The organism is Streptomyces eurocidicus (genome assembly GCF_002891295.1).
GTDB lineage: Bacteria > Actinomycetota > Actinomycetes > Streptomycetales > Streptomycetaceae > Streptomyces > Streptomyces eurocidicus.
Genome location: NZ_LGUI01000002.1, coordinates 185,733 through 205,748 on the forward strand (window position 1 = coordinate 185,733; position 20,016 = coordinate 205,748).

Below are 20,016 nucleotides of genomic sequence, written 5' to 3' on the forward strand. Positions count from 1 at the left end.
CGGCCGAAGCGGCATTCCGCCTTCGAATGATTGGCTTGATGGGTTCATGGGAGTACGAAGGCGTCTCCGTTCATGTGAGTGAGATCGGAATGGGGACGGCGATGCCGCACGTGCTCTACCTGGTGGGTATCGCCGCCTTCGCGGCCAGCGGCGTGCTGGCCGCGCACCGCGCGCGGCTCGACCCCTTCGGCGGGCTGGTGCTCGCCTTCGCCGCGTCCATCTCCGGCGGCACCCTGCGCGACCTGGTGCTGGACCGGCACCCGCTGTACTGGACGCACGACTGGGTGCTCCTGACGGTCATCGCCGTCACCGCCGTCGTGACCATGGTCTACCTGCGGTTCCGCGAGCTCCCGCACCGTGCGCTGATGACCGTCGACGCGCTGGGCCTCGCCGTCGTCACGGTCATCGGGGCCCGGGCGGCCATCGACGCGGGCGTCACACCGTTCGCCGTGATCATCCTCGCCGTGGTCACCGGAGTGACCGGAGAGGTGCTCCGCGATGTGCTGTGCGGGGAGTTCCCGCCGCTCCTGCTGCGGGAGGAGGTCTACGCCACCGCCGCCCTGGCCGGCGCGGGCTGCTATCTGCTGCTGGACCGGCTGGGCACGGCCGGCACCCCGGCCACGGTGATCTCGGCGGGCACCGTCTTCGCGATCCGGATGGGCGCGCTGTACTACGGCCTCCACCTGCCACGCCTCTCCCACCGCCCCCGCGGCGGCTCCGGGAACCCCTGAGCCCGGAGCGCCTCAGAGCTCCTGCGCCGGCCAGTCCAGCAGGCGTGCCCCGATGACCGCGGTCTGAAGGGTGTAGCGGTGCATCGGGTCGGCGGGGTCCGAACCGGTGTACCGGTGGATACGCTCCAGCCGGTAGGTGAGCGCCCGTACGCTCAGGCACAGCCGGCGGGCCGTCTCGGCGGCCACGCACCCCGAGTCGAAGTACGCGGTGAGCGTCTCCAGCAGCGGCTCGGCGCCGCCGCGCGCCTGCCGCAGCGGCCCCAGCGTGGAGCGCACGAGGTCGGCCATGGCCTGCCGGTCCCGGGTCAGCACGGGGAAGACCAGGAGGTCCGCCGCGCGCAGGACCGGAGCCTCAAGACCCATCCGGGCGGCCAGGTCCAGGGCCCCGAGGGCCTCCTCGTAGGAGTGCACCACACCGCCGGCGCCCGGGTGCGCGCGGCCGATCGCCACCTGGCCGCCCTCGGTCGCGGTGTGCGCCTGCTTGGTGAAGTACCGCACGACGTCGTCCTGGTCGCCCGGCGCGACACAGATCAGCCGGCCTTCCTTGGTCGTCAGCAGGATCTGCCGCTCCCCGAAGCGGACGTGGAGCGCGCTCTCCACCCGCCGCATCACGGGGTGGGTGTCGTCGTACGGCTCGGCGCCGGCCGCCACGGCCACCGCGTGGGCGCGGGCCAGCCGGAGCCCGAAGCGCTCGGCCCGCTCCGCCAGCCGGCCCAGGTCGCTGCGCCCGTGGAGCAGGTCGTCGACGAACTCCCGGCGGGCCGCCTCCTCCTGGCGCACGGCCAGGCGCTGCGCGCGTTCGTAGCCCTCGGCGAAGGCGTCGACGGCCTGTTCCGTCGCGGCGAGGACGGTCTCGGCCGTGGCCCGGGCGCCGGGCGCGCCGCCCGAGGTGGGAAGCGCGGACCAGACCTCCCGGGTGGTGGCGAGGTGGCCGATGACCAGCTGACGCAGCCCGCAGCCCCGCTCCGCGGCCCGCTCGCCGAGGGCCCGGCGGGACTCCAGCTCGTCGCGGCTCAGCCGGCGGCCGGTGGCCGAGACCCTGGCGAGGATGTCGGCATAGCCGTCCAGATACTCCCCGGATATGTCCTGCTGCGGCACGCGCTCTCCCTGTTTCCTTACGCGCTGCTGACGACTTCTTGTCGCGCGCTGCCCAGCGTGCCAGACGGCCGCCGGAGTGCAGCACCCTGCATTAAGGAAGCGTAAAGATTGCCGGAAACCGGCAATGCGTGCGTATACCAACGGCTGGCAGCCTGGGGGTGCGGGAAACGGGGGAGGGCCCCGGCGTCGGAACACGGCAACACCATCCGGCGCCGGGGCCCCGTGAACAGCAAGGACAACAGTGGACGAAGGGGACGGGCGCATGGATGACTTCCTCGCCGCGGCACTGGGCTTCCCGGCCGTCCTCTTCGGCTTCGCGCTGCTGGTCGTCATCGGCTACTGGCTGCTGGTCCTGGCCGGCGGCCTGGACCCGGCCGACCACGGCCACGCCGGCGACCCGGACCCGGGCGCGGACGGTGCCGACGGCACCGGTCACGGCGGTCCGGCCGGCCTCGTGGCCGCGGCCGGTCTGGGCGGGGTGCCCGTCTCCGTCGTCCTGTCCCTGCTGATCGCCGTCGCCTGGTTCCTGTCCCTGGCCGGGACCGCGCTGCTGGCCGACGCCGATGTGCCCGCCCCGCTCTGGGCCGCGCTGTCCGCGGGCGTGCTCGCCGGCGCGCTCGCCGGTTCGTGGGCCGCCGCCTGGGTGCTCGTACGCCCGCTCCGCCACCTCTTCCCCGACGAACGCCCGCCCTCGCGCCTGGACTTCGTCGGCCGCGTCTGCGTCATCCGCACCGGCCGGGTCGGGCCCGACTTCGGGCAGGCCGAGGTGGCCGCCGAGGACGGCTCGACGGCGATCGTCCAGGTCCGTACGGAACCGGCACCGCCGCCCGGCGGCGGTCCGGAGTGGCCGCACCCCGGGGAACCGGGGCTCACCGCCGGCGCGACCGCGCTGATCTTCCACTACGACGCCGACGGCGAGTTCTTCCTGGTCGCGCCCTTCGACGCGGCGCCCGGCCCGGCCGCCTGACCGGCAGTCCTCCCACCGCTCCGCACCTCCGTGCGTAAACGTTTCTTCGCTCGCGAGGGCCGCACCCGCCGCGGCCCTCCGCGACCCACACCGACAGAGGTTCCCCATGGATGCCACCGCCATCGGCGTCGGCGTGCTCATCGCCGTCCTGCTGCTCATCGCCCTCGGCGTGTTCTTCACCGTCGGCCGCCTCTTCCGCAAGGTCGAGCAGGGCAAGGCGCTGATCATCTCCAAGACGAAACGCGTCGACGTCACCTTCACCGGCGCCGTGGTCCTGCCGGTGCTGCACAAGGCCGAGTACATGGACATCTCGGTGAAGACCATCGAGATCCGCCGGACCGGCCGCGAGGGGCTGATCTGCAAGGACAACATTCGCGCCGACATCCACATCAACTTCTTCGTACGCGTCAACAAGACCGCCGAGGACGTCGTCAAGGTCGCCCAGGCCATCGGCACCGCCCGGGCCAGCGACCCGCGCACACTGCAGGAGTTCTTCGCCGCGAAGTTCTCCGAGGCGCTCAAGACCGTCGGCAAGCAGCTCGACTTCGTCGACCTCTACACCAAGCGCGAGGAGTTCCGGGACCGGATCATCGCCGTCATCGGCACCGACCTCAACGGCTACCACCTCGAGGACGCCGCCATCGACTTCCTCGAGCAGACCCCGATGACCCAGCTCGACTCCGCGAACATCCTCGACGCCCAGGGCATCCGCAAGATCACCGAGCTCACCGCCATCGAGCACGTGCGCACCAACGAGTTCCAGCGCACCGAGGAGAAGGAGATCACCCGGCAGAACGTCGAGGCCCGGGAGGCCGTCCTCGAACTGGAACGCCGCCAGGCCGACGCCGAGATCAAGCAGCAGCGCGAGATCGAGACCGTACGGGCCCGGGAGGAGGCCGAGACGGCCCGGGTGCAGGCCGAGGAGCGGCTGCGCTCGCACAGCGCCCACCTCAGGACGGAGGAGGCGCTCGGCATCCAGAACGAGAACCGCGAGCGCGAGGTGGCCGTCGCGCAGAAGAACCGCGAGCGGGTCATCGCCGTCGAGAGCGAGCGGATCGAGAAGGACCGGATGCTGGAGGTCATCGCGCGCGAGCGGGAGACCGAGCTGCGCCGCATCGCCGCCGACAAGGAGGTCGAGGCCGAGAAGCGGGAGATCGCCGAGGTCGTCCGGGAGCGCATCGCGGTCGAGCGGACCGTCGCCGCCCAGGAGGAGGAGATCAAGAAACTGCGCGCGGTCGAGGAGGCCGAGCGCGAGCGGCAGGCCGCCGTCATCCGCGCCGAGGCCGAGGCGCAGGAGCGCCTGGTCAAGGACATCAAGGCCGCGGAGGCGGCGGAGCAGGCGGCCGGCCACCGGGCCGCCGAGACGCTGACGCTGGCCGAGGCGCGCCGCAAGGCCGCCGAGCTCGACGCCGAGGCCGCCGTCCGGCTGGCCGACGGCAAGCGCGCGGACGCGGCCGCCGTCGGGCTCGCGGAGGCGGAGGTGCGCGAGCGCACCGCCCAGGCGATCGGCAAGGTCGGCCACGCCGAGGCCGAGGTGGCCAGGGAGAAGGCGTTCGCCGGGGCCGAGGGCCTCAAGCGCAAGCTCCAGGCCGAGGCCGAGGGGCTGACCGACAAGGCCGCCGCGATGGCGGCGCTGGACGCCGCGAGCCGTGAGCACGAGGAGTTCCGGCTGCGCCTGGAGGCCGAGAAGGACGTCCGGCTGGCCGGCATCGAGGTGCAGCGGCAGGTCGCCGAGGCCCAGGCGGGCGTCCTCGCCACCGGCCTGGAAAACGCGAAGATCGACATCGTCGGCGGCGACAGCGTCTTCTTCGACCGGCTGGTGAACTCCATCGCGCTCGGCAAGGGCGTCGACGCCTTCGTCGACCGCTCCGAGACGGTACGGACGCTGGCGGGCCCGTGGCTCGACAAGGACGACTCGTCCTTCACCCGGGACGTCGGCGCACTGGCCGCGGGCCTCGGCCCGGCGGGTCTGCGCGACCTCACCCTGGCCGGCGCCCTCAGCGGCCTGATCGCCGGCGGCGGCCCCCGGGCGGGAGCCCTCCAGGGCCTGCTGGACTCGGTACGGGCCAGCGGGCTGGGGGACGCCAGCCTGGCCGAACTGGCCGGCGCGGCACCGGGGTCGGTCAACGGCGCCGGGAAGTAGCCGGCGGCCGGAGCGCGAGCGCCGGGGGCGACCGGCGCCGCGTGAGCGCCGGTGTACCGGCGCCGTGAAGCGGGCGCCCGCGAGCGATCGCCGGTCGCCGGGACCGGGTGCCGTGAAACAAGCAGTGGGACGACAGAGCACGAGCGGAAGGCCGGGAACGACGTGATCACCGAACGCCGGGACACGCGGGAGGAGCCGGGCGCGGGCACCGCCCCGGGCGCGCACGGGGACGGCTCCGGGGCGGGGCCCGCCGGTCCGGACGCGGGGGCCTACGAGGTGCTGCGCGACCGGCTCACGGCCCAGGCCGGCGAGCTCCGCCGCCGGGCCGAGGAGCTCAACGCCCGGCGGGCGGCCGCCTTCGGCTCCCCCGGGCTCCGGCTCCTCGGCACGGCCGTGCTCCGCACGGAGCACCCGTGCGCGCCACGCGACATCGCCGCCGTCGGCGGGCACCTCCTCCTCGGCGTCCGCGCATCCGGCCGACCGGGCCCGGAGACGGCCGTCGAGGACGTCCTCACCCTCCACACCGTGCGTGTCGACGGCGGGGGTGACGCTGCGGCCCCGGGTGGCACGGGTGGTGCGGGGGCGCAAGGCGGGGGCGGCGCGGGCGGGGGCGTCGCTTCGGCCACCGCCTCCGAGGGCGGTGCTGCGGGCCCGGGCGGCGCGAGTGGCTTGGACGGTGTTGCGGGGGCGGATGGCGCGGGCGGCCGCATCGCTCTGGTCCCCGCCTCCGAGGGCGGTGTTGTGGCCTCGGGCGGTGCGAGGGGCGTTGTTGCGGCTCCGGGGGGTGCGGGGGCGGAAGGTGCGGGTGGTTCGGGCGGCGTTGTGGGCGTGGATGGCGCGGGTGGCCGCATCGCCCTGGTCACCGCCTCCGGGGGCGGTGTTGTGGCCTCGGGCGGTGCGAGGGGCGTTGTTGCGGCTCCGGGGGGTGCGGGGGCGGAAGGTGCGGGTGGTTCGGGCGGCGTTGTGGGCGTGGATGGCGCGGGTGGCCGCATCGCCCTGGTCACCGCCTCCGGGGGCGGTGTTGTGGCCTCGGGCGGTGCGAGGGGCGTTGTTGCGGCTCCGGGGGGTGCGGGGGCGGAAGGTGCGGGTGGTTCGGGCGGTGTTGTGGGCGTGGATGGCGCGGGTGGCCGCATCGCCCTGGTCACCGCCTCCGAGGGCGGCGTTGCGGCCCCGGACGGTGCGGGCGGCGCGGGCGGTGTCGCGGCCCCGGGCGGTGTCGGCCCCCGTGTCGTCCTCGTCGGCGCCCCCGCCGGCGCCCTCCCCGGGCTGCTCCACGACCCCGCGTTCGGCAAGGACTTCGCCGAGCTCCACCGCTACTACCGCGACGCCGCGCTCGCCCGCCTCCACCGGGCCGACGGAAGGCTCCTCGCCGCCTTCCGTACCGGCCCGCGCCCCGGCGACCTGCGCGTACTGCGCTGGCGGATCGCCGCCGACGGCACCCCCGCGTACCTGGACGCGCACGGCGAGCGCGACCACGCGCCCCCGCCGTCCCAGGAGCTCGCCTGGACGCCCGCCACGCGCGACGACCACGTGCTCGGCCGGCACCCCCACGTCTCCGTCGCGGGCGAGGCGTTCGTCTCCACCGTCGGCGGCGCCCTCACCATCAAGACGGAGAACACCACCGAGACCGCCGAGGGCGTCCACAGCGAACCGGTCGACGAACCGCTCCAGTCCCTCGCCGACGCCGAGATCGAGCACGCCCGCGCCGGGACGCTCCTCCTGCTGCGCGTCCGCCCGTACAACGAGTCCGCGCGGCGGCACTTCGTCTTCGACACCGCCACCGGGACCGTGACCCGCCAGGACGGCATCGGGCAGGCGTGCCTGCGCCTCCCCGACGACCAGGGCATCGTCTTCCCCGGCGGCTACCACCTCGCCACCGGCGCCACCAGGACCTTCGACACCGACACCACCGGCCTCCGCTTCGAGGAGGCCGTGGCCGCCCCCGACGGCGAGAACGTCCTCTACGTCTTCCGCGCGCCCGACGACGGCCGCACCGTGCTCCTCCCGTACAACACCCTGCGGGAGGAGGCCGCGACCCCGCTCGTCTGCCACGGGCACGCCCTCTTCGACGACGGCACGCTCGCCCTCCTGCGCGCCGGCGCCGACGGGCCCGCCCGCGCGCACACCCTCCAGTTCTGGCGGACCCCGTTCCGCTCCGACGCGCACATCGCCGCCGGCCCCGTCGCCGACGGCCCCCTGGAGCGCGTCGGCAACGCCGACCTGGTGCGCTGCCTCTCCGCCTGTCTCTCCCTGGCCCGGGCGATCCCCGGCACCGCCCCGACGCCCGCCGCCCTCGAACCGGTCGTCACGGCCTGCGCGCGCGTCACCGACCGCTTCCCCTGGCTCGCCGACCCCGGCCTCGGCGGGCTGCACACCCCGCTCGCCGCCGTGCGCGCCACCGCCGACCAGGTCCTGCGCGAGTCCGGGGCCGTCCGGGCCCTCACCCGGCAGGCCGCCGACGAACTGGGCGAGGCCGCGGTGCACATCGCCTCGCTCGTCCGCCGCATCCGCGCCGAGGCGCCCCGCACCGCCGGCGCCTGGGTCGACCGGATCACCGAACTCCGCCGGGCCCAGGGCCGGCTGGCGGCCCTGCGCGAGCTGCCCTACGCCGACGTCCCGCGCGTCGACACCCTCGCCGCCGACGTGGCGGGCGACACGGCCGCCACCGCGCGCCGCGCCGTCGCCTTCCTCCAGCGGCCGGACGCCTTCGCCGCCGACCACGCCGACAACGAGGCCCTGACCGCCGAGGCGGAGGCCCTCGCCACCGTCGACGGGGCCGGCCCCGTCGCCGACCGGATCACCGAACGGACCGAAGGACTCCAGACCCTTGCCGAGGTCGTCACCGGCCTCGACATCGGCGACGCCCCCGCCCGCACCGCCGTCCTGGAGCGCGTCGGGGAGGTCCTCGGCGGGCTCAACCGCGCCCGCGCCACGCTGGCCGCCCGCCGCCGCGCGCTCCGGGAGAGCGAGGGCCGGGCCGCGTTCGCCGCCGAGACCACCCTGCTCGGCCAGGCCGTCACCGGCGCGCTCGCCGCCGCGGACACCCCCGAGGCGTGCGAGGACCAACTCGGCCGCCTGCTGCTCCGGCTGGAGGACCTCGAAGCCCGGTTCGCCGACCACGACGGGTTCCTCGCCGAGCTGGCGACCCGGCGCGCCGACGTCCACGAGGCGTTCGCCGCCCGGCGGCAGTCCCTCCAGGACGCCCGCGCCCGGCGCGCCGAACGCCTCGCCGGCTCCGCGGCCAGGGTCCTGGAGACGATCGGCCGCCGCGCCGCCGCACTGGCCGACCTGGACGCCGTCCACACCTACTTCGCCTCCGACCCCATGGTCGCCAACGTCCGGCGCACCACCGCCGAGCTGCGCGAACTCGACGATCCGGTACGGGCCGACGAGCTGACGGGCCGGCTCGCGGCGGCACGCCAGGAAGCCGTACGCGCCCTGCGCGACCGCGCCGACCTCTTCGCCGAAGGCGACGGCGACGGCCCGGGACCGGGCACCGGCCGCACCCTCAGACTCGGCCGCCACCGCTTCACCGTCACCACCCGGCCCGCCGAGCTCACGCTCGTACCCCACGCGGACGGCCTTGCCCTCGCCCTCACCGGCACCGACTACCGCGCCCCCGTCACCGACCCCGGCTTCGCCGCCACCCGCCCCCACTGGGACCGGCTGCTGCCCTCCGAGTCCCCGGAGGTCTACCGCGCCGAACACCTCGCCGCGAGCGTCCTCGCGACCGCCGGCCCGGCGGCGCTCCAGGAGGCCGACCTGCCCGCCCTCGTACGCCGGGCCGCCGAGGCCGCCTACGACGAGGGCTACGAGCGCGGCGTCCACGACCACGACGCGACCGCCCTCCTCACCGCCCTCCTGCGGCTGGGCACCGGGGCCGGGCTGCTCCGGCACCCGGCCGGGGCGCGGGCGACCGCCCAGCTGTTCTGGGCCCACGGGCCCGACGCCGCCGCCCGTGAGGAGACCGCCCGCCGCGCGACGTCCCTCGGGCGGGCGCGCGCGGCGTTCGGGCGGCCGGAGGCGGTGGACGCCCTCAAGGCCGAACTGGCCGGGGAGGTCGAGCGGTTCGCCTCGGCCGCGGGCCTGGACCCCGCCCCGTCCGCCGCCGCGGCCGCGTACCTTGTGGAACACCTGGCCGCCGGGGCCGACGGCTTCGTCACCGCCGCACCGGCCCGCGCGCTCCTCGACGCCTTCCACACCGCCGTGGCCGGCACGTCCTACGCGGCGGACCTGCGGGCCACGACCGGCCTCCCGGACCGCCACCGGCTCGCCCTCGCCTGGCTCGGCGCGTACGCCGCCGCCTCGGGAGAGCACCCCGACCCCGGCGACCTCGCCGAGGCCGTGGCCGTCGAGGTCTGCCCCCTCCTGCCCCGCCGCGCCTCCGACGCCCCGCTCACCGCCACCGTCGACGGCCTGCTGGGCGCCCACCCCCGTGTCACCGACCGCCGCCTCACCCTCCGGCTCGACGAATTCCACGCCCGCACGGACCGCTTCCGCGCGCACGACGTGCCCGCCTTCCGCGCCTACCAGCGGCAGCGCGACGCGCTCGTGGCACGGGAGCGCGCCCGGCTGCGCCTCGACGACTTCCGGCCCAGGGTGATGAGCGCCTTCGTCCGCAACCGCCTCGTCGACGAGGTCTACCTCCCGCTCATCGGCGACTCCCTCGCCAAGCAGCTGGGCACGGCGGCGGGGCGGGGAGAGGCGGCCGCGCGCACCGACCGCGGCGGCCTGCTGCTGCTCCTCTCGCCGCCCGGCTACGGCAAGACGACGCTCATGGAGTACGTCGCCGACCGCCTCGGCCTCGTCTTCGTGAAGGTCAACGGCCCGGCCCTGGGCCGCGGGACCACCTCCCTGGACCCGGCCGAGGCCCCCGACGCGGCCGCCCGCCAGGAGGTCGAGAAGATCAACTTCGCCCTGGCGGCGGGCAACAACACCCTGCTCCACCTCGACGACATCCAGCACACCTCGCCCGAACTCCTGGAGAAGTTCCTCTCCCTGTGCGACACCCAGCGGCGCGTCGAGGGCGTGCTCGACGGCGCGCCCCGCACCTACGACCTGCGGGGCAAGCGCTTCGCCGTCAGCATGGCGGGCAACCCCTACACCGGGTCCGGGCAGCGCTTCCACCTCCCCGACATGCTCGCCAACCGCGCCGACGTACGGAACCTCGGCGACGTGCTGGCCGGCAAGGAGGACGTGTTCGCCCTGAGCTTCGTCGAGAACGCCCTGACGTCCCACCCGGTCCTGGCCCCGCTGGCCGCCCGGCCGCCCGGCGACCTGCCGCTGCTGGTCCGGCTGGCCGAGGGCGACACGGACGTACGGGCGGACGAGCTCGGGCACCCCTACCCGCCGGCCGAACTCGACCGCGTCCTCGCCGTCCTGCGCCACGTCCTCGCCGCCCGGCGCACGGTCCTCGCGGTCAACGACGCCTACATCGCCTCCGCCGCCCGGAGCGACGCCACCCGCACCGAGCCGCCCTTCCTGCTCCAGGGCTCGTACCGGGACATGAACAGGATCACCGAGCGCGTCGCGGCGGTGATGACGGACGCCGAACTCGCCGCCGCCGTCGGCGACCACTACGCGGGCGAGGCCCGTACCCTCGCCGCCGACGCCGAGGCCAACCTCCTCAAGCTCGCCGAGCTCCGTGGCTCCCTCACCCCGGAACAGGCCGTCCGTTGGAAGGAGATCAAGGACGCGTACGTCCGTGTCCACGCCCTCGGCGGCCCCGAGGCGGACCCCCTGACCCGGGCGGTCGCCGCCCTGGGCCTCCTCGCGGAGCGCGTCTCCGCCGTGGAGGCCGCCATCAGCCGGGCCGCCGGAGGGCCGCCGTCGCGGGGGTAGCGGGGCCCGGCCCTCGGCGCCGATCGTGTCGCCGGTGACCAGGGCCTGCGGTCACCGTGGTTCACCAGGGGATTCCTCTCAACCGGACACGGGAAGGCGGACGTTCATGGCGGCGCGGAGGTAGGCGCCGTCGACGGAGGCGGGGCCGGGCAGGTCCGGCAGGATCCGCCCGAGGGGGACGCAGTCGGCCGCCCGGCTCCGCCAGTCGTGGTGGAGGAGGCCGGCGAGGACCGGGTTGATCTTCCGTTCGACGAAGTTGGGCCGGTCGACCGCGGGCTGGAGGATCAGCTCGACGCCGGGGAGCAGCTCGGCGACGGCGGCGACCAGCGACCTCGCCGGGGTCTCGGCGGGATGGACCAGGGGGTAGGTCGTCGCGCCCGGCGGGTGCGGCAGCTCCGCCAGGCGCAGCATGGCGTCGACGGCGTACTCGACGGGGACGATGTTCATCCGGGCCGAGGGGTCGCCGAGGAGCCGGACCCGCAGCCGGGGGAACCCCGCCCGCCTGCCGAGGAGGAGGCCGCGCAGCGATGCCGGCACGTGGTCGAGCAGGGTGCGCAGTTCGGATCCGAGGGTGGACAGCGGCTGCTGGGCGGCGGTGTCGGGGAGCGGGCGGTCGGTGGCCAGCACGCTCGGGCGCAGCACCAGCGCCGGCCGCCTCCCGTCGGCCCAGGCGCGCACGACCTCCTCGGCCCGCCGCTTGGTGCGCTGGTAGCCGGTGAAGGCGTCGGCCAGGGCCGGTGAGGACCGCCGTTCCCGGGAGTGCGGGGCGGGGTCCCCGCTCACACAGGCGGTGCTGACGTACAGGAACGGCACCCCGGCGGGCGCGTGGTCGGCGAGTTCGGTGAGGCGGCAGGTGCCGGTGACGTTCACCGGGGTGAGCGATGCCTCGGTGTCGACCAGGGACGGCGGCGCGGCACAGTGCCAGATCGACCCGGCCCGCTCGCCCAGCCACCGGTGCGCGTCGGGCGTCAGCCCCAGCCGGGGCCGGGCCAGGTCGACCCGGACGGCCGTCACCCGCTCCTGGGCGCGCAGGAGTTCGCCCTCGTCGGCGCCGCAGGCGCGCAGCGCGTCCGTCACCCGCTCGGCCAGCGGCCGCCGCCCGTCCCGGCCGAGGACCGCGACCCGGCCCGCCCCCGCGGCCAGCAGGGCGCGCAGCAACCGGGAGCCGAGGAACCCGGTGGCGCCCGTCATCACGACCGTCATGGGTCACCCACCGTCCGGCAGGCGGCGCCGACGACGGCGACGGGGTCATGGTGCGCGTCGGATGAAAGACCACTGTGCTCCATGAATCAGAGACATTTCCGTGCTTGCCGTTATTAGTGAACTACCAGGCGGTTTCACTCTTTTGAGATGAACGGAAACCCTTCGTCGTTCGCTGTACGGTCAGCTGTCCGGGTTCGTCCGGCTTCAGGGGTACGACCCGATCATCAGATGAGGTAAAGTTCCTTCCGCGCCGCTAGCTCAGTTGGTCAGAGCGGCTGACTCTTAATCAGCAGGTCCGGGGTTCGAGTCCCTGGTGGCGCACCGGTGACGGAAGGCCCTCCGCAGCTCTCGCGGAGGGCCTTCCGCGTTGTCCGGACCGCTCCCTCGGTTTCTCCGGGCGCTCGGCACACCCGTCACGGCCGGGGGGCCGAACGACAAGCGGTGTGCCCTGTCCTCTCCGCCGCCCGCGCCCGAGCCAACGACCCGCCCCCGAAAGCGCCGACGAGCCGTCACGACCGGGGATGCCCTGGCCACGGCGCGGGGAGTCAGAGAGGGGCACCGAGGACCGGCGCGCGAACCGCTCGCCCCGGCCCCCGCGGAACCGTCACCGACAGGAGCACAGCCATGGCCATCATCGTCACCTTCTTCGTTCCCGGCATCGGGCCGGAGCTCTACGAAAGCTGCATCGAGCGCCTCACCGACGGGAAGGGCTTCACCAGCGTCGGGGACCTGCCCGTCCCCGGCCTCCTCTCGCACGCCACGGGCCCGGTCGCCGGCGGCTGGCGGGTCACCGACGTCTGGGAGTCCACCGAGGCGTTCGAGGCGTTCGGCAAGGTGCTCGGCCCGATCCTCGTCGACCTCGGGTACGGCGACCTCCAGCCCGAGGTCGGCCCGGCCTACAACGTCGTCATCCGCTGACGGACACCCGCCGTCCGACGGCACGGCGCCGGCCGGACCCTTGAGGTCCGGCCGGCGCGCCCACCCGCCGACGGATCCCGGCCCGGAGCGGTGCGACCTGCCGGGAGCCGTCGGTTCGCGCACGAGCGACAGCGCCGCGCGGGCCGGGCCCCGCGCGGACCCGGGAGGCCGTACGGGGCGGCCCGTCGGCGGAAGCCCGGCCCCCGCCCTTCAGAGCGTCACCCTCGCCGCGTGCTCGCACGGGTCCATCGCCGACGGAACAGGATGGTCCGCGAGTTCGCGGAGCCACGTCTCCACCGCCAGCGTCCGCTCCCACCCGCCCGCACCGCCCCCGGCGCCGTCGAGCGCCGCCTCCCGCAGCGCCCCCTCGTCCACGAGGCCCGCGGCCACCAGAAGGGACTCGTCCGCCCAGGCCGCACCGCCCGCCGCCCGCGGCTCCCCGTCCCCCCACGCCTCTTCTCCGGGCGGCTCCCCGCCGTCTTCCGCGACCCGCGGACGGAAACCCTCCGCCCGTACGCCCCGCATGGCCTCGATCAGCAGCGGCCGGTACGCCCAAGGGGTACCCGCCTCCTCCGGCCGCACCGCCAGACACGCGTCGAGCACCGCGTCGTCGCAGAACGGCGCGTCCGCCGGCAGCCCGCCGGCCGCCGCGTCCCGGACGGTGAACGCGGCCGCCCGCCCGGCCCGCTGGACCCGCTGGACCCACGTGTGCCGGCCCCGGTCCACCGCCAGCGGCTCCACCTCACCGGCCGCCGCGCCCAGCAGCAGATCGCGCACGAGCTCCACGCACTCCTCGCTCGCCCACGGCGGCAGCGCGGGCCGCGCCCCCCAGCGGTGCGGCGCCCTCGGCCCCTCCGCCGCCAGGTCCAGCCCGTCGGCCGCCGAGCCCAGCCAGTCCCGGTACGAGCCCCGGTCGAGCAGCGCCCGCGCCGTCGCCCCCGGCGCCCACCCCAGCCGCGCCCGGTGGCCGAACGCGTGCCACAACCCCGCCGCCGGCCGCTCCCGCACCAGCGCGTGGACGTACGCGCTGGGCGGCCGGACCGCCGCGTCACCGCCGTGCCCCAGCAGCAGCCGGCCCACCCCCTGCGCGCTCAGCACACCGGCCGACCCGCGCCGCCGAGCGCGGTCGCGCAACCCGGCCGACGGCTCGTCACCCGGCTCACGCCGCCCCCGCACCGGCAGGCCGGAGCCGGTGAAGCCGCCCTCGCCGGCGCCCGGCGGCCGGCCGCCCACCCCGCCCCGTACGAAGCCCGGCAGGCCCCGCGTCACCCCCGTAGCGTCCGGCCACCCGGCCGTCCTCTCCGCGAGGTCCGGTCGGCCGACGGTTCCTCTCGTGACGTCCGGCCGGCCGACTGCTCCTCTTGCGACGTCCGGTCGGCCGACAGTTCCCTTCGCGACGTCCGGTCGGCCGACTCTTCCTCTTGCGACGTCCGGCCGGCCGTCGTCGTGGCCCCCGTCCGGTCCCGGCGGTCCCGGCGTCCCCGAAGTCACCAGCTCGGCCCCCGCCTCGGCGGCCAGGAGGCACAGTGCGGTGGCGGCCGGGCCGCCCGACAGGTCCGCGCCCAGTACCTGTCCCGGGGCCACCCGGAGGGACACCGCCTCGCGCAGCGCCGCCAGCAGCCCCGGAGCGCCCTCGGCCACCGACAGCCCGGCGGCCGGCGGCAGCCACCAGCGCCGGACCGCACCGCCGTTGCCGTCCCGGTCCAGCCGGAGCGCGTCGCCCGGCGGGACCGTGTGCACCCCGGACCACATGGCGCCGCCGTCCAGCGGATACGGCAGACCGGGCCCGGCCAGGCGCGCGGCCAGCTGGGCGGGGTCCGGATCGGCGTCGGTCAGCCACGCCAGCGTCCTGGCCCGGTCCGCGGCCACCGCCGTGCCGTCGACCGACGTCCAGTACAGCCGCCGCGCACCGGACAGGCCGCCCCGGGCGTAGACCTCCCCGCCCAGCGAGGCGAGGACGTGGAAGCCGCCGTGCGCGCCGCGCAGGGCGTCCTCGACGTCGAACGGCGAACGGACGCCCCGCAGCCGCCCCGCGAGCTCCGCCTCGCCGAACGAACAGGGCCCGGCCACGGCCAGCCGCACCCCGCCCTGACGGGCCACCACCAGCTCGTCGTCCGGCCAGCAGCCGAGCAGCCACGGCCGGCCCGACGCGTGCGCCACGGTCCGGCAGCCGCGGCCGCGCAGCCTGCGCACGGCCGTGGACGCGTGCGGGCCGTCGGGAAGGACGGTGAACCAGCATCCGGCGCGAGGGACCAGCCCCCGGCCGGACGTCACGTGAACAGGCCCTCGGCGCGGTCCTCGTCGGGTGTGCCGGGGGATGACTCGCTCACGGAGACGGCCTCCTGTGCCAGGGCGGAAATGTTCGGCGGACGTGATCGACAGAGGTCAACGTAGGCGGCCGCGCCACCCCCGTCCGGAGCGATCAGTGTGAATTCCGCTCGTGTGGGTGACGAGGGGCCGCCAGGCACATCAGATCCGTCACCGCGCGCCACCCGCCCTCGGCGAGCGCCCGGCGCTGCCGGTCGGCCGGCGCCCCCTCCTTGCGCCGCCGGTGGACGAGCGAGGCGACCCGGCGCGCGCCGTCGAACCGCTCCAGGGCCGGGAAGACATGGCGGAGCAGCCGGCCGACGACCTCGTCGGCGGGCCGGCGGCGGCCGAGCGGGTCGATCAGGTCCCCGCCCAGGCCGTGCCGCGCCGCCTGCCAGTTCGCGGAGTCCAGCATCTCCGGGGAGGGCGCGGGGTACGGAACGCCGCGCTTCTCCTCGAAGACGGCGGTGTCCACGAGGGCCCGTACGACGCCGGCGAACATGACGGCGTCCTCGGCGCCCAGCTGGACGTCCGGCGCGCGGACCTCCAGGGTCGGATAGCGCTCCGACAGCCGCGCCTGCCAGTAGAGCTGGCCGCGGTCGCGCAGGATCCCGGCGGCCATCACGGCCCGCACCCGCCGCTCGTAGTCCCCGGCGTCCGCGAAGAGCGGCGGCGGGCCGCTCACCGGCCAGCGGCCGAAGACGACCGTGCGCCAGCTCGCGAACCCGGTGTCGCGCCCGCACCACATCGGCGAGTTCGCGGCCATGGCGACGAGCACCGGGAGCCAGGGGCGGACGCGGTTGAGCACCGCCACGCCGGTCTCGCGGTCCGGGATCCCGATGTGCACGTGCATGCCGTTGATCAGCTGCTCGTCCACCAGCTGCGGCGCGACGGCGTGGATGGCGTGGTACCGCGCCTCGTCGGTCACGGGCGGCGGGGTGCGGCCCGCGAAGGGCACGGTGCCGGACGCCGCCACCCGGCAGCCCGCCCGCGCCGCCGCCGCGGCGACCGCGTGCCGGAGCCTCAGCAGGCTGTCGCCCAGCTCGTCCAGGCTCCGGCAGACCGGAGTGGCGATCTCGATCTGGGACTGCAACAGCTCCGAGTGCACCTCGCCGGCGCCCGGCACCGGCCGCAGGCCCGCCGTCGCGCGGACCTTCTCGGCCAGCGGTACGGGCAGCCCGCTGGCCGCGTCGAGCAGCAGATACTCCTCCTCGACGCCCATGGTGCTCATGGAGGGAGGCTCCCGGTCGCGGGCCCCGGATCCAAGGAGGTGTGAGCCGACACGCTTCCGTGCGCCGCCGTTCGGGCATTCAAGTGCCGCGCACCGCGTGGTATGAACCTTTCGTAGGGTCTCTGTCAGTAGGGCGGTGTGGGATGAACTGCTCGCATTGCGGTGCGGAGATGCGCCAGGGGCCGAACGGGGACTGGGCATGCGCCAATTGCGGAGGTACCGGATGAACGAGTCGGAGGACTTCCCTCATGCCAACGCGGCCCTGATGCACTGCGCGCACTGCGGGTGGTCGGTGCACGAGGGGCCGGTGGGCGGATACGTCTGCGGCCAGTGCTTCCATACGGTGGAGCCGCAGCAGCACGAGCCGAGTGAACGGTAGCCCGGGGCTCGCGCCCCGGGCCCGGCCCGCCGGGCGGGCTCCCCGCCCGGCCCGGGTGGCCGTGTTCCCGCCTCTCCGGTGTCCGGGGCGGGGCCCGGCGCCCCCGCCCGTCAGCCGAAGGCGTCCCGTGCCGCCCGCCGCCACCGGTTCCCCGGCAGCCCCGGCCGCAGCGCGGCCAGCGCCCCGCAGTATTTGGTGAACACCGCCGGCCGCACCCCGTACGCGTGCAGCAGCCGGTCGGCCTCCGTCAGGTGTCCCGCGGTCTTCGTCTCCACGAGCACGAGCCCCGCGTCGCACCGCACCGACCGCCGGGCCCGCAGGTCGTCGCAGACCAGCCCGGCGTCGCAGGTGACGCGCTCCCCGTCGGCCACCAGGGTCGCGCGGAGGTAGTCCGTGCCGAGGGAGGGGGTCAGCGCTCCCGGCGCCTCGATGCCGTACGCGCGGTGCAGGGTGTCGGTGAGGAAGGACCGGAAGGGGCCGTCGAGCGGGGCGTCCGCGCCGGCCAGCGGGCGGCGGTGCTTCACCGTGTCACCGCGCCGGCCCTTGAGCTTGATCTCGAACTGCCGCTCGCCACTGTCCTCGTACACCCGTTCGCGGATCTTGAAGCGGAGGCGCCGCCCCTGGCGGTGGTCGTGGAAGGAGCGGAGCCCGGGGGTGTCGTAGTAGACCGAGTGGTAGCGGAAGGCGCGGCGGTCGTCGATGGTCAGGGCCCGGAAGGGGCCGCCGGGACGCCGGGGGTCGGTAAGCCGGTCCGCCATCCGGAGAAACGTTTCGGCAGGTACGAGGTAGCTGCGGTCGAAGCGGGCGAGCAGCTCGGCGCGCTCATTGACCTCGGCCAGCGAGATGGCGCCGGCCTTCCGGGTCGCGGCGAGCAGGGCCCGCACGGCGGCGGGGGCGTGCGGGGCTGGGGTCTCCGGGGCGAGTGTCATACGGACTCCCACGCGGGCACCGCGTGCACGGCCTCGGCGGCGGGCGCGGTCCCGGTGCCCGGCAGCGGCTCGCGGTAGCGGACGTCCACGACCGTCAGGTCGCGGACGAAGTCGACCTCCATGACCGTCCAGTGGAACGGTTCGCCGAGGCGCCGGGCCAGGTCGGCGCGGAGCGCGGCGGGGTCGCTGTGGACGGCGTCGAGGGTGACGACCGTGCGGCGCGAGCGGGCGAACAGCCGGGGGTGGTCGGCCACGTAGACGACGAGGAGCAGTACGGCGCTCAGCGTGGCGGCGAGCGGGAGGCTCAGGTGCGGCAGGCCGCACAGCAGGCCGAGGACGAGGGTGGTGAAGTAGTACGCCACCTCCTCGTGCTGTACGGAGTCGGACCGGAGCCTGATGATCGAGAGCACTCCGAAGAGACCGAAGCCGAGCGCCGTCCCGCCGCTGCCGCCCACTTCGGCAAGGGCGGCGACGACGGTGAACAGGGCGACGTTCAGGGCGAGATAGGCCGGGACGAGATCGCGGCGCCGGTGCCTGGGGTAGTAGATGGCGAAGGTCAGCAGGCAGATGGCGGCGAGGTCGAGCCCCAGGTGGGCCGCGAGGTGTCGTAGGGAATCCATGACTTCGCTCTCTGTGTACGGGAGAAGGGAACACCGAAGATAAGGAAACGCAGGGTGAACATGTACACACGTTCGCGTGAACAATGCGCGCTCTTGACGCCTAGTGGAGCGCAAGTGGCCGGAAGGGACTCAGCCTTGTCGTGGAAGGCCGTCTTGCGGGGAACCCGGGCGGGATCCGCGAGGGATCCGGGTGGGATCCGGGTGGGGTCCGAGAAGATGTGGGGGACGTCCGGGGCAGACTCGAAGGTCTCGTTCCGGATCCTGCGGAGAGCGAGGGCCTGGCGGCCGGATCCGGGGGACGCGGGGGCCTCGCGCCGGACCCGGGGGGCGGGGGTTTCGCGCCGCATCGGGGGCCCGCGCCGGATCCACGGCCCCGGGCGCGCGGCGGCCCGCCCCGGCCGTTCTGCCCGGGGCGGGCCGTCTCGACCGGAGGCCGTGGTTCAGCGCGGCCAGAGCTGGATCAGCCACTCCTCCGTGCCGTGGAAGAACATCTCGCCCGCCGCGTGCCGCTCCCGTGCCGCGGCGCGGCCGAGGCTCGCCGCGCGCAGCCGGTAGACGCCCGGGCCGCCGAGGTCGACGGGCTCGCCCGACGGATCACCGTCCCACTCGTTGAGCTGCACCTTCCCATGCCGGAACAGTTCGAACTCCACCGTGTCCAGGGTGTCCCAGCCACCCGGCGGCGCCGGCGGTTCGGCGGACCAGCTCTCCAGCCGCACATGCGGGTGGAAGTCGGTGGTGGCGCACCGGAAGAGCACACCGCCCGGCCCGGCGAGCACCGCCCAGCGTCTGGGGGCGGTGGTGACGGCCGTCTGCGGATCGGCGCCGTCCTCCAGGCCGCGCAGGAAGAAGGTGGAGTACGAGACGCGGGGCTCGGTGGTCCGCGCGCCGAGGAGTTCGGGGGACGGGGGAGTGGCCGTCACGGGCGGACCTCCGGCGGTCGGCTGCGGATGTGGACGTGGCACGCGCCGGAGTCGAGCATACGATCGAGTGTGCGGGGCTCGGTGATCCGGTCCCCGCCCTTCCCGTCGTCCCTCTCCGGAACGGGCGCGGGCGCGGGTGCGGCGCGGGCGAGAGGGATAATCGGAGGATGCAGCCCTCCGCGTCCGTCCCCGCCCCGGTCCCGCCCCCGGGTCCGGATCCATGGGCGGTTCGGCCCGGTGCCCCGGACGCGTACCCGGTGTCCGATGCGGCGGCATACCTGACGGGGGAGTGGACCGTCGAGCGCGCCCTGTTCGATCTCGCCGCCGACCGCAGCGGGTCGTTCCACGGCACGGCCGTGTTCCGGGCGGTCGACGGCGGCCGGCTGCTGCACACCGAGGACGGCGAACTGCGCTGGCACGGCACGGCGGCCCCGGCGGGCCGCACGCTCGTGCTGCTGCCCGGACCGGACGGCACTTGCGACGTCATGTTCTCCGACGGCCGCTTCTTCCACGACCTGGACCTGCGCACCGGCGGCTGGACCGTCTCCCACCCCTGCGCTGCCGACAGCTACGAGGGGGCGTTCGTCGCCGTGTCACCCGAGGAGTGGCGCGTGCGCTGGCGCACGACCGGCCCGGCCAAGGACCACCTGCAGCACACGGTCTACCGGCGGCGCGCCGCCGGACGCTGAGCCCCACGCTCGCGGGCCGTCCACAAGGCTCCGGCGCGAA

General features: G+C 75.4%; 14 protein-coding genes, 1 tRNA gene and 1 pseudogene. 9 read left to right on the forward strand and 7 right to left on the reverse strand.

Annotation, left to right across the window (positions count from 1 at the left end):
* Positions 1 to 101 precede the first annotated feature (101 nt).
* Positions 102 to 731, forward strand: a complete 630-nt coding sequence (locus AF335_RS05820; RefSeq protein ID WP_102917856.1) for a trimeric intracellular cation channel family protein — start codon at positions 102 to 104, stop codon at positions 729 to 731.
* Positions 732 to 743: 12 nt separating this feature from the next.
* Here AF335_RS05820 and AF335_RS05825 read toward each other — a convergent pair whose 3' ends face one another.
* A complete protein-coding gene (locus AF335_RS05825; protein ID WP_244926932.1) occupies positions 744 to 1,829 on the reverse strand; it encodes a PucR family transcriptional regulator in 1,086 nt (361 codons plus the stop codon).
* A 262-nt stretch (positions 1,830 to 2,091) separates the two neighbouring features.
* Between AF335_RS05825 and AF335_RS05830 the strand changes: the two genes are divergently transcribed.
* From AF335_RS05830 to AF335_RS05840, 4 genes and pseudogenes are all read left to right on the forward strand, one after another.
* Positions 2,092 to 2,796 (forward strand): hypothetical protein, encoded by a 705-nt coding sequence (locus tag AF335_RS05830; protein WP_102917206.1) that lies wholly within the window; start codon positions 2,092 to 2,094, stop codon positions 2,794 to 2,796.
* A 106-nt stretch (positions 2,797 to 2,902) separates the two neighbouring features.
* Positions 2,903 to 4,939: an SPFH domain-containing protein gene (locus tag AF335_RS05835; protein ID WP_102917207.1), complete on the forward strand. Its 2,037-nt coding sequence runs from the start codon at positions 2,903 to 2,905 to the stop codon at positions 4,937 to 4,939.
* A 276-nt stretch (positions 4,940 to 5,215) separates the two neighbouring features.
* Positions 5,216 to 5,458, forward strand: a pseudogene (locus tag AF335_RS36565) (DNA repair ATPase); the annotation flags it as partial.
* Between the two features lie 591 nt (positions 5,459 to 6,049).
* Positions 6,050 to 10,780, forward strand: a complete 4,731-nt coding sequence (locus AF335_RS05840; protein ID WP_194963198.1) for a DNA repair ATPase — start codon at positions 6,050 to 6,052, stop codon at positions 10,778 to 10,780.
* Between the two features lie 78 nt (positions 10,781 to 10,858).
* Here AF335_RS05840 and AF335_RS05845 read toward each other — a convergent pair whose 3' ends face one another.
* Entirely contained in the window at positions 10,859 to 11,983 is a 1,125-nt protein-coding gene (locus AF335_RS05845; RefSeq protein WP_102917209.1) for an SDR family oxidoreductase, read from the reverse strand.
* 247 nt (positions 11,984 to 12,230) lie between these two features.
* Between AF335_RS05845 and AF335_RS05850 the strand changes: the two genes are divergently transcribed.
* Both AF335_RS05850 and AF335_RS05855 read left to right on the forward strand, forming a co-directional pair.
* Positions 12,231 to 12,304, forward strand: a tRNA-Lys gene (locus AF335_RS05850).
* Positions 12,305 to 12,607: 303 nt separating this feature from the next.
* Positions 12,608 to 12,901, forward strand: coding sequence for a hypothetical protein (locus AF335_RS05855; RefSeq protein WP_102917210.1), 294 nt, complete (start codon positions 12,608 to 12,610; stop codon positions 12,899 to 12,901).
* 210 nt (positions 12,902 to 13,111) lie between these two features.
* On the opposite strand, the gene AF335_RS34445 is transcribed toward AF335_RS05855, so the two are convergent.
* Positions 13,112 to 15,175, reverse strand: coding sequence for an asparagine synthase-related protein (locus AF335_RS34445; RefSeq protein WP_170127605.1), 2,064 nt, complete (start codon positions 15,173 to 15,175; stop codon positions 13,112 to 13,114).
* Between the two features lie 148 nt (positions 15,176 to 15,323).
* A complete protein-coding gene (locus AF335_RS05865) occupies positions 15,324 to 16,439 on the reverse strand; it encodes a carboxylate-amine ligase (RefSeq protein WP_102917212.1) in 1,116 nt (371 codons plus the stop codon).
* 223 nt (positions 16,440 to 16,662) lie between these two features.
* On the opposite strand from AF335_RS05865, the gene AF335_RS34450 reads away from it, so the two are divergent.
* A complete protein-coding gene (locus tag AF335_RS34450) occupies positions 16,663 to 16,818 on the forward strand; it encodes a hypothetical protein (RefSeq protein WP_159395218.1) in 156 nt (51 codons plus the stop codon).
* A gap of 110 nt (positions 16,819 to 16,928) precedes the next feature.
* Here AF335_RS34450 and AF335_RS05875 read toward each other — a convergent pair whose 3' ends face one another.
* The 3 genes from AF335_RS05875 to AF335_RS05885 all read right to left on the reverse strand — a co-directional run bounded on the left by AF335_RS05875 (position 16,929) and on the right by AF335_RS05885 (position 19,287).
* On the reverse strand, positions 16,929 to 17,747 hold the full coding sequence (locus AF335_RS05875; protein ID WP_102917214.1) for a polyphosphate polymerase domain-containing protein: 819 nt from the start codon (positions 17,745 to 17,747) through the stop codon (positions 16,929 to 16,931).
* On the reverse strand, positions 17,744 to 18,367 hold the full coding sequence (locus tag AF335_RS05880; RefSeq protein ID WP_102917215.1) for a DUF4956 domain-containing protein: 624 nt from the start codon (positions 18,365 to 18,367) through the stop codon (positions 17,744 to 17,746). Before AF335_RS05880 ends, AF335_RS05875 begins: the two co-directional genes overlap by 4 nt.
* 440 nt (positions 18,368 to 18,807) lie before the next feature.
* Positions 18,808 to 19,287: a hypothetical protein gene (locus AF335_RS05885; protein WP_102917216.1), complete on the reverse strand. Its 480-nt coding sequence runs from the start codon at positions 19,285 to 19,287 to the stop codon at positions 18,808 to 18,810.
* 257 nt (positions 19,288 to 19,544) lie between these two features.
* On the opposite strand from AF335_RS05885, the gene AF335_RS05890 reads away from it, so the two are divergent.
* Positions 19,545 to 19,976, forward strand: a complete 432-nt coding sequence (locus AF335_RS05890) for a DUF6314 family protein (protein WP_102917217.1) — start codon at positions 19,545 to 19,547, stop codon at positions 19,974 to 19,976.
* Positions 19,977 to 20,016 lie beyond the last annotated feature (40 nt).

Excerpts from the sequence above, each read along its gene's own strand:
- AF335_RS05880 (WP_102917215.1), bottom strand. The coding sequence starts at position 18,367 with ATGGATTCCCTACGACACCTCGCGGCCCACCTGGGGCTCGACCTCGCC.
- AF335_RS05865 (WP_102917212.1), bottom strand. The coding sequence starts at position 16,439 with ATGAGCACCATGGGCGTCGAGGAGGAGTATCTGCTGCTCGACGCGGCC.
- AF335_RS05845 (WP_102917209.1), bottom strand. The coding sequence starts at position 11,983 with ATGACGGTCGTGATGACGGGCGCCACCGGGTTCCTCGGCTCCCGGTTG.
- AF335_RS05875 (WP_102917214.1), bottom strand. The coding sequence starts at position 17,747 with ATGACACTCGCCCCGGAGACCCCAGCCCCGCACGCCCCCGCCGCCGTG.
- AF335_RS05855 (WP_102917210.1), top strand. The coding sequence starts at position 12,608 with ATGGCCATCATCGTCACCTTCTTCGTTCCCGGCATCGGGCCGGAGCTC.
- AF335_RS05835 (WP_102917207.1), top strand. The coding sequence starts at position 2,903 with ATGGATGCCACCGCCATCGGCGTCGGCGTGCTCATCGCCGTCCTGCTG.
- AF335_RS05820 (WP_102917856.1), top strand. The coding sequence starts at position 102 with ATGCCGCACGTGCTCTACCTGGTGGGTATCGCCGCCTTCGCGGCCAGC.
- AF335_RS05830 (WP_102917206.1), top strand. The coding sequence starts at position 2,092 with ATGGATGACTTCCTCGCCGCGGCACTGGGCTTCCCGGCCGTCCTCTTC.
- AF335_RS34450 (WP_159395218.1), top strand. The coding sequence starts at position 16,663 with ATGAACGAGTCGGAGGACTTCCCTCATGCCAACGCGGCCCTGATGCAC.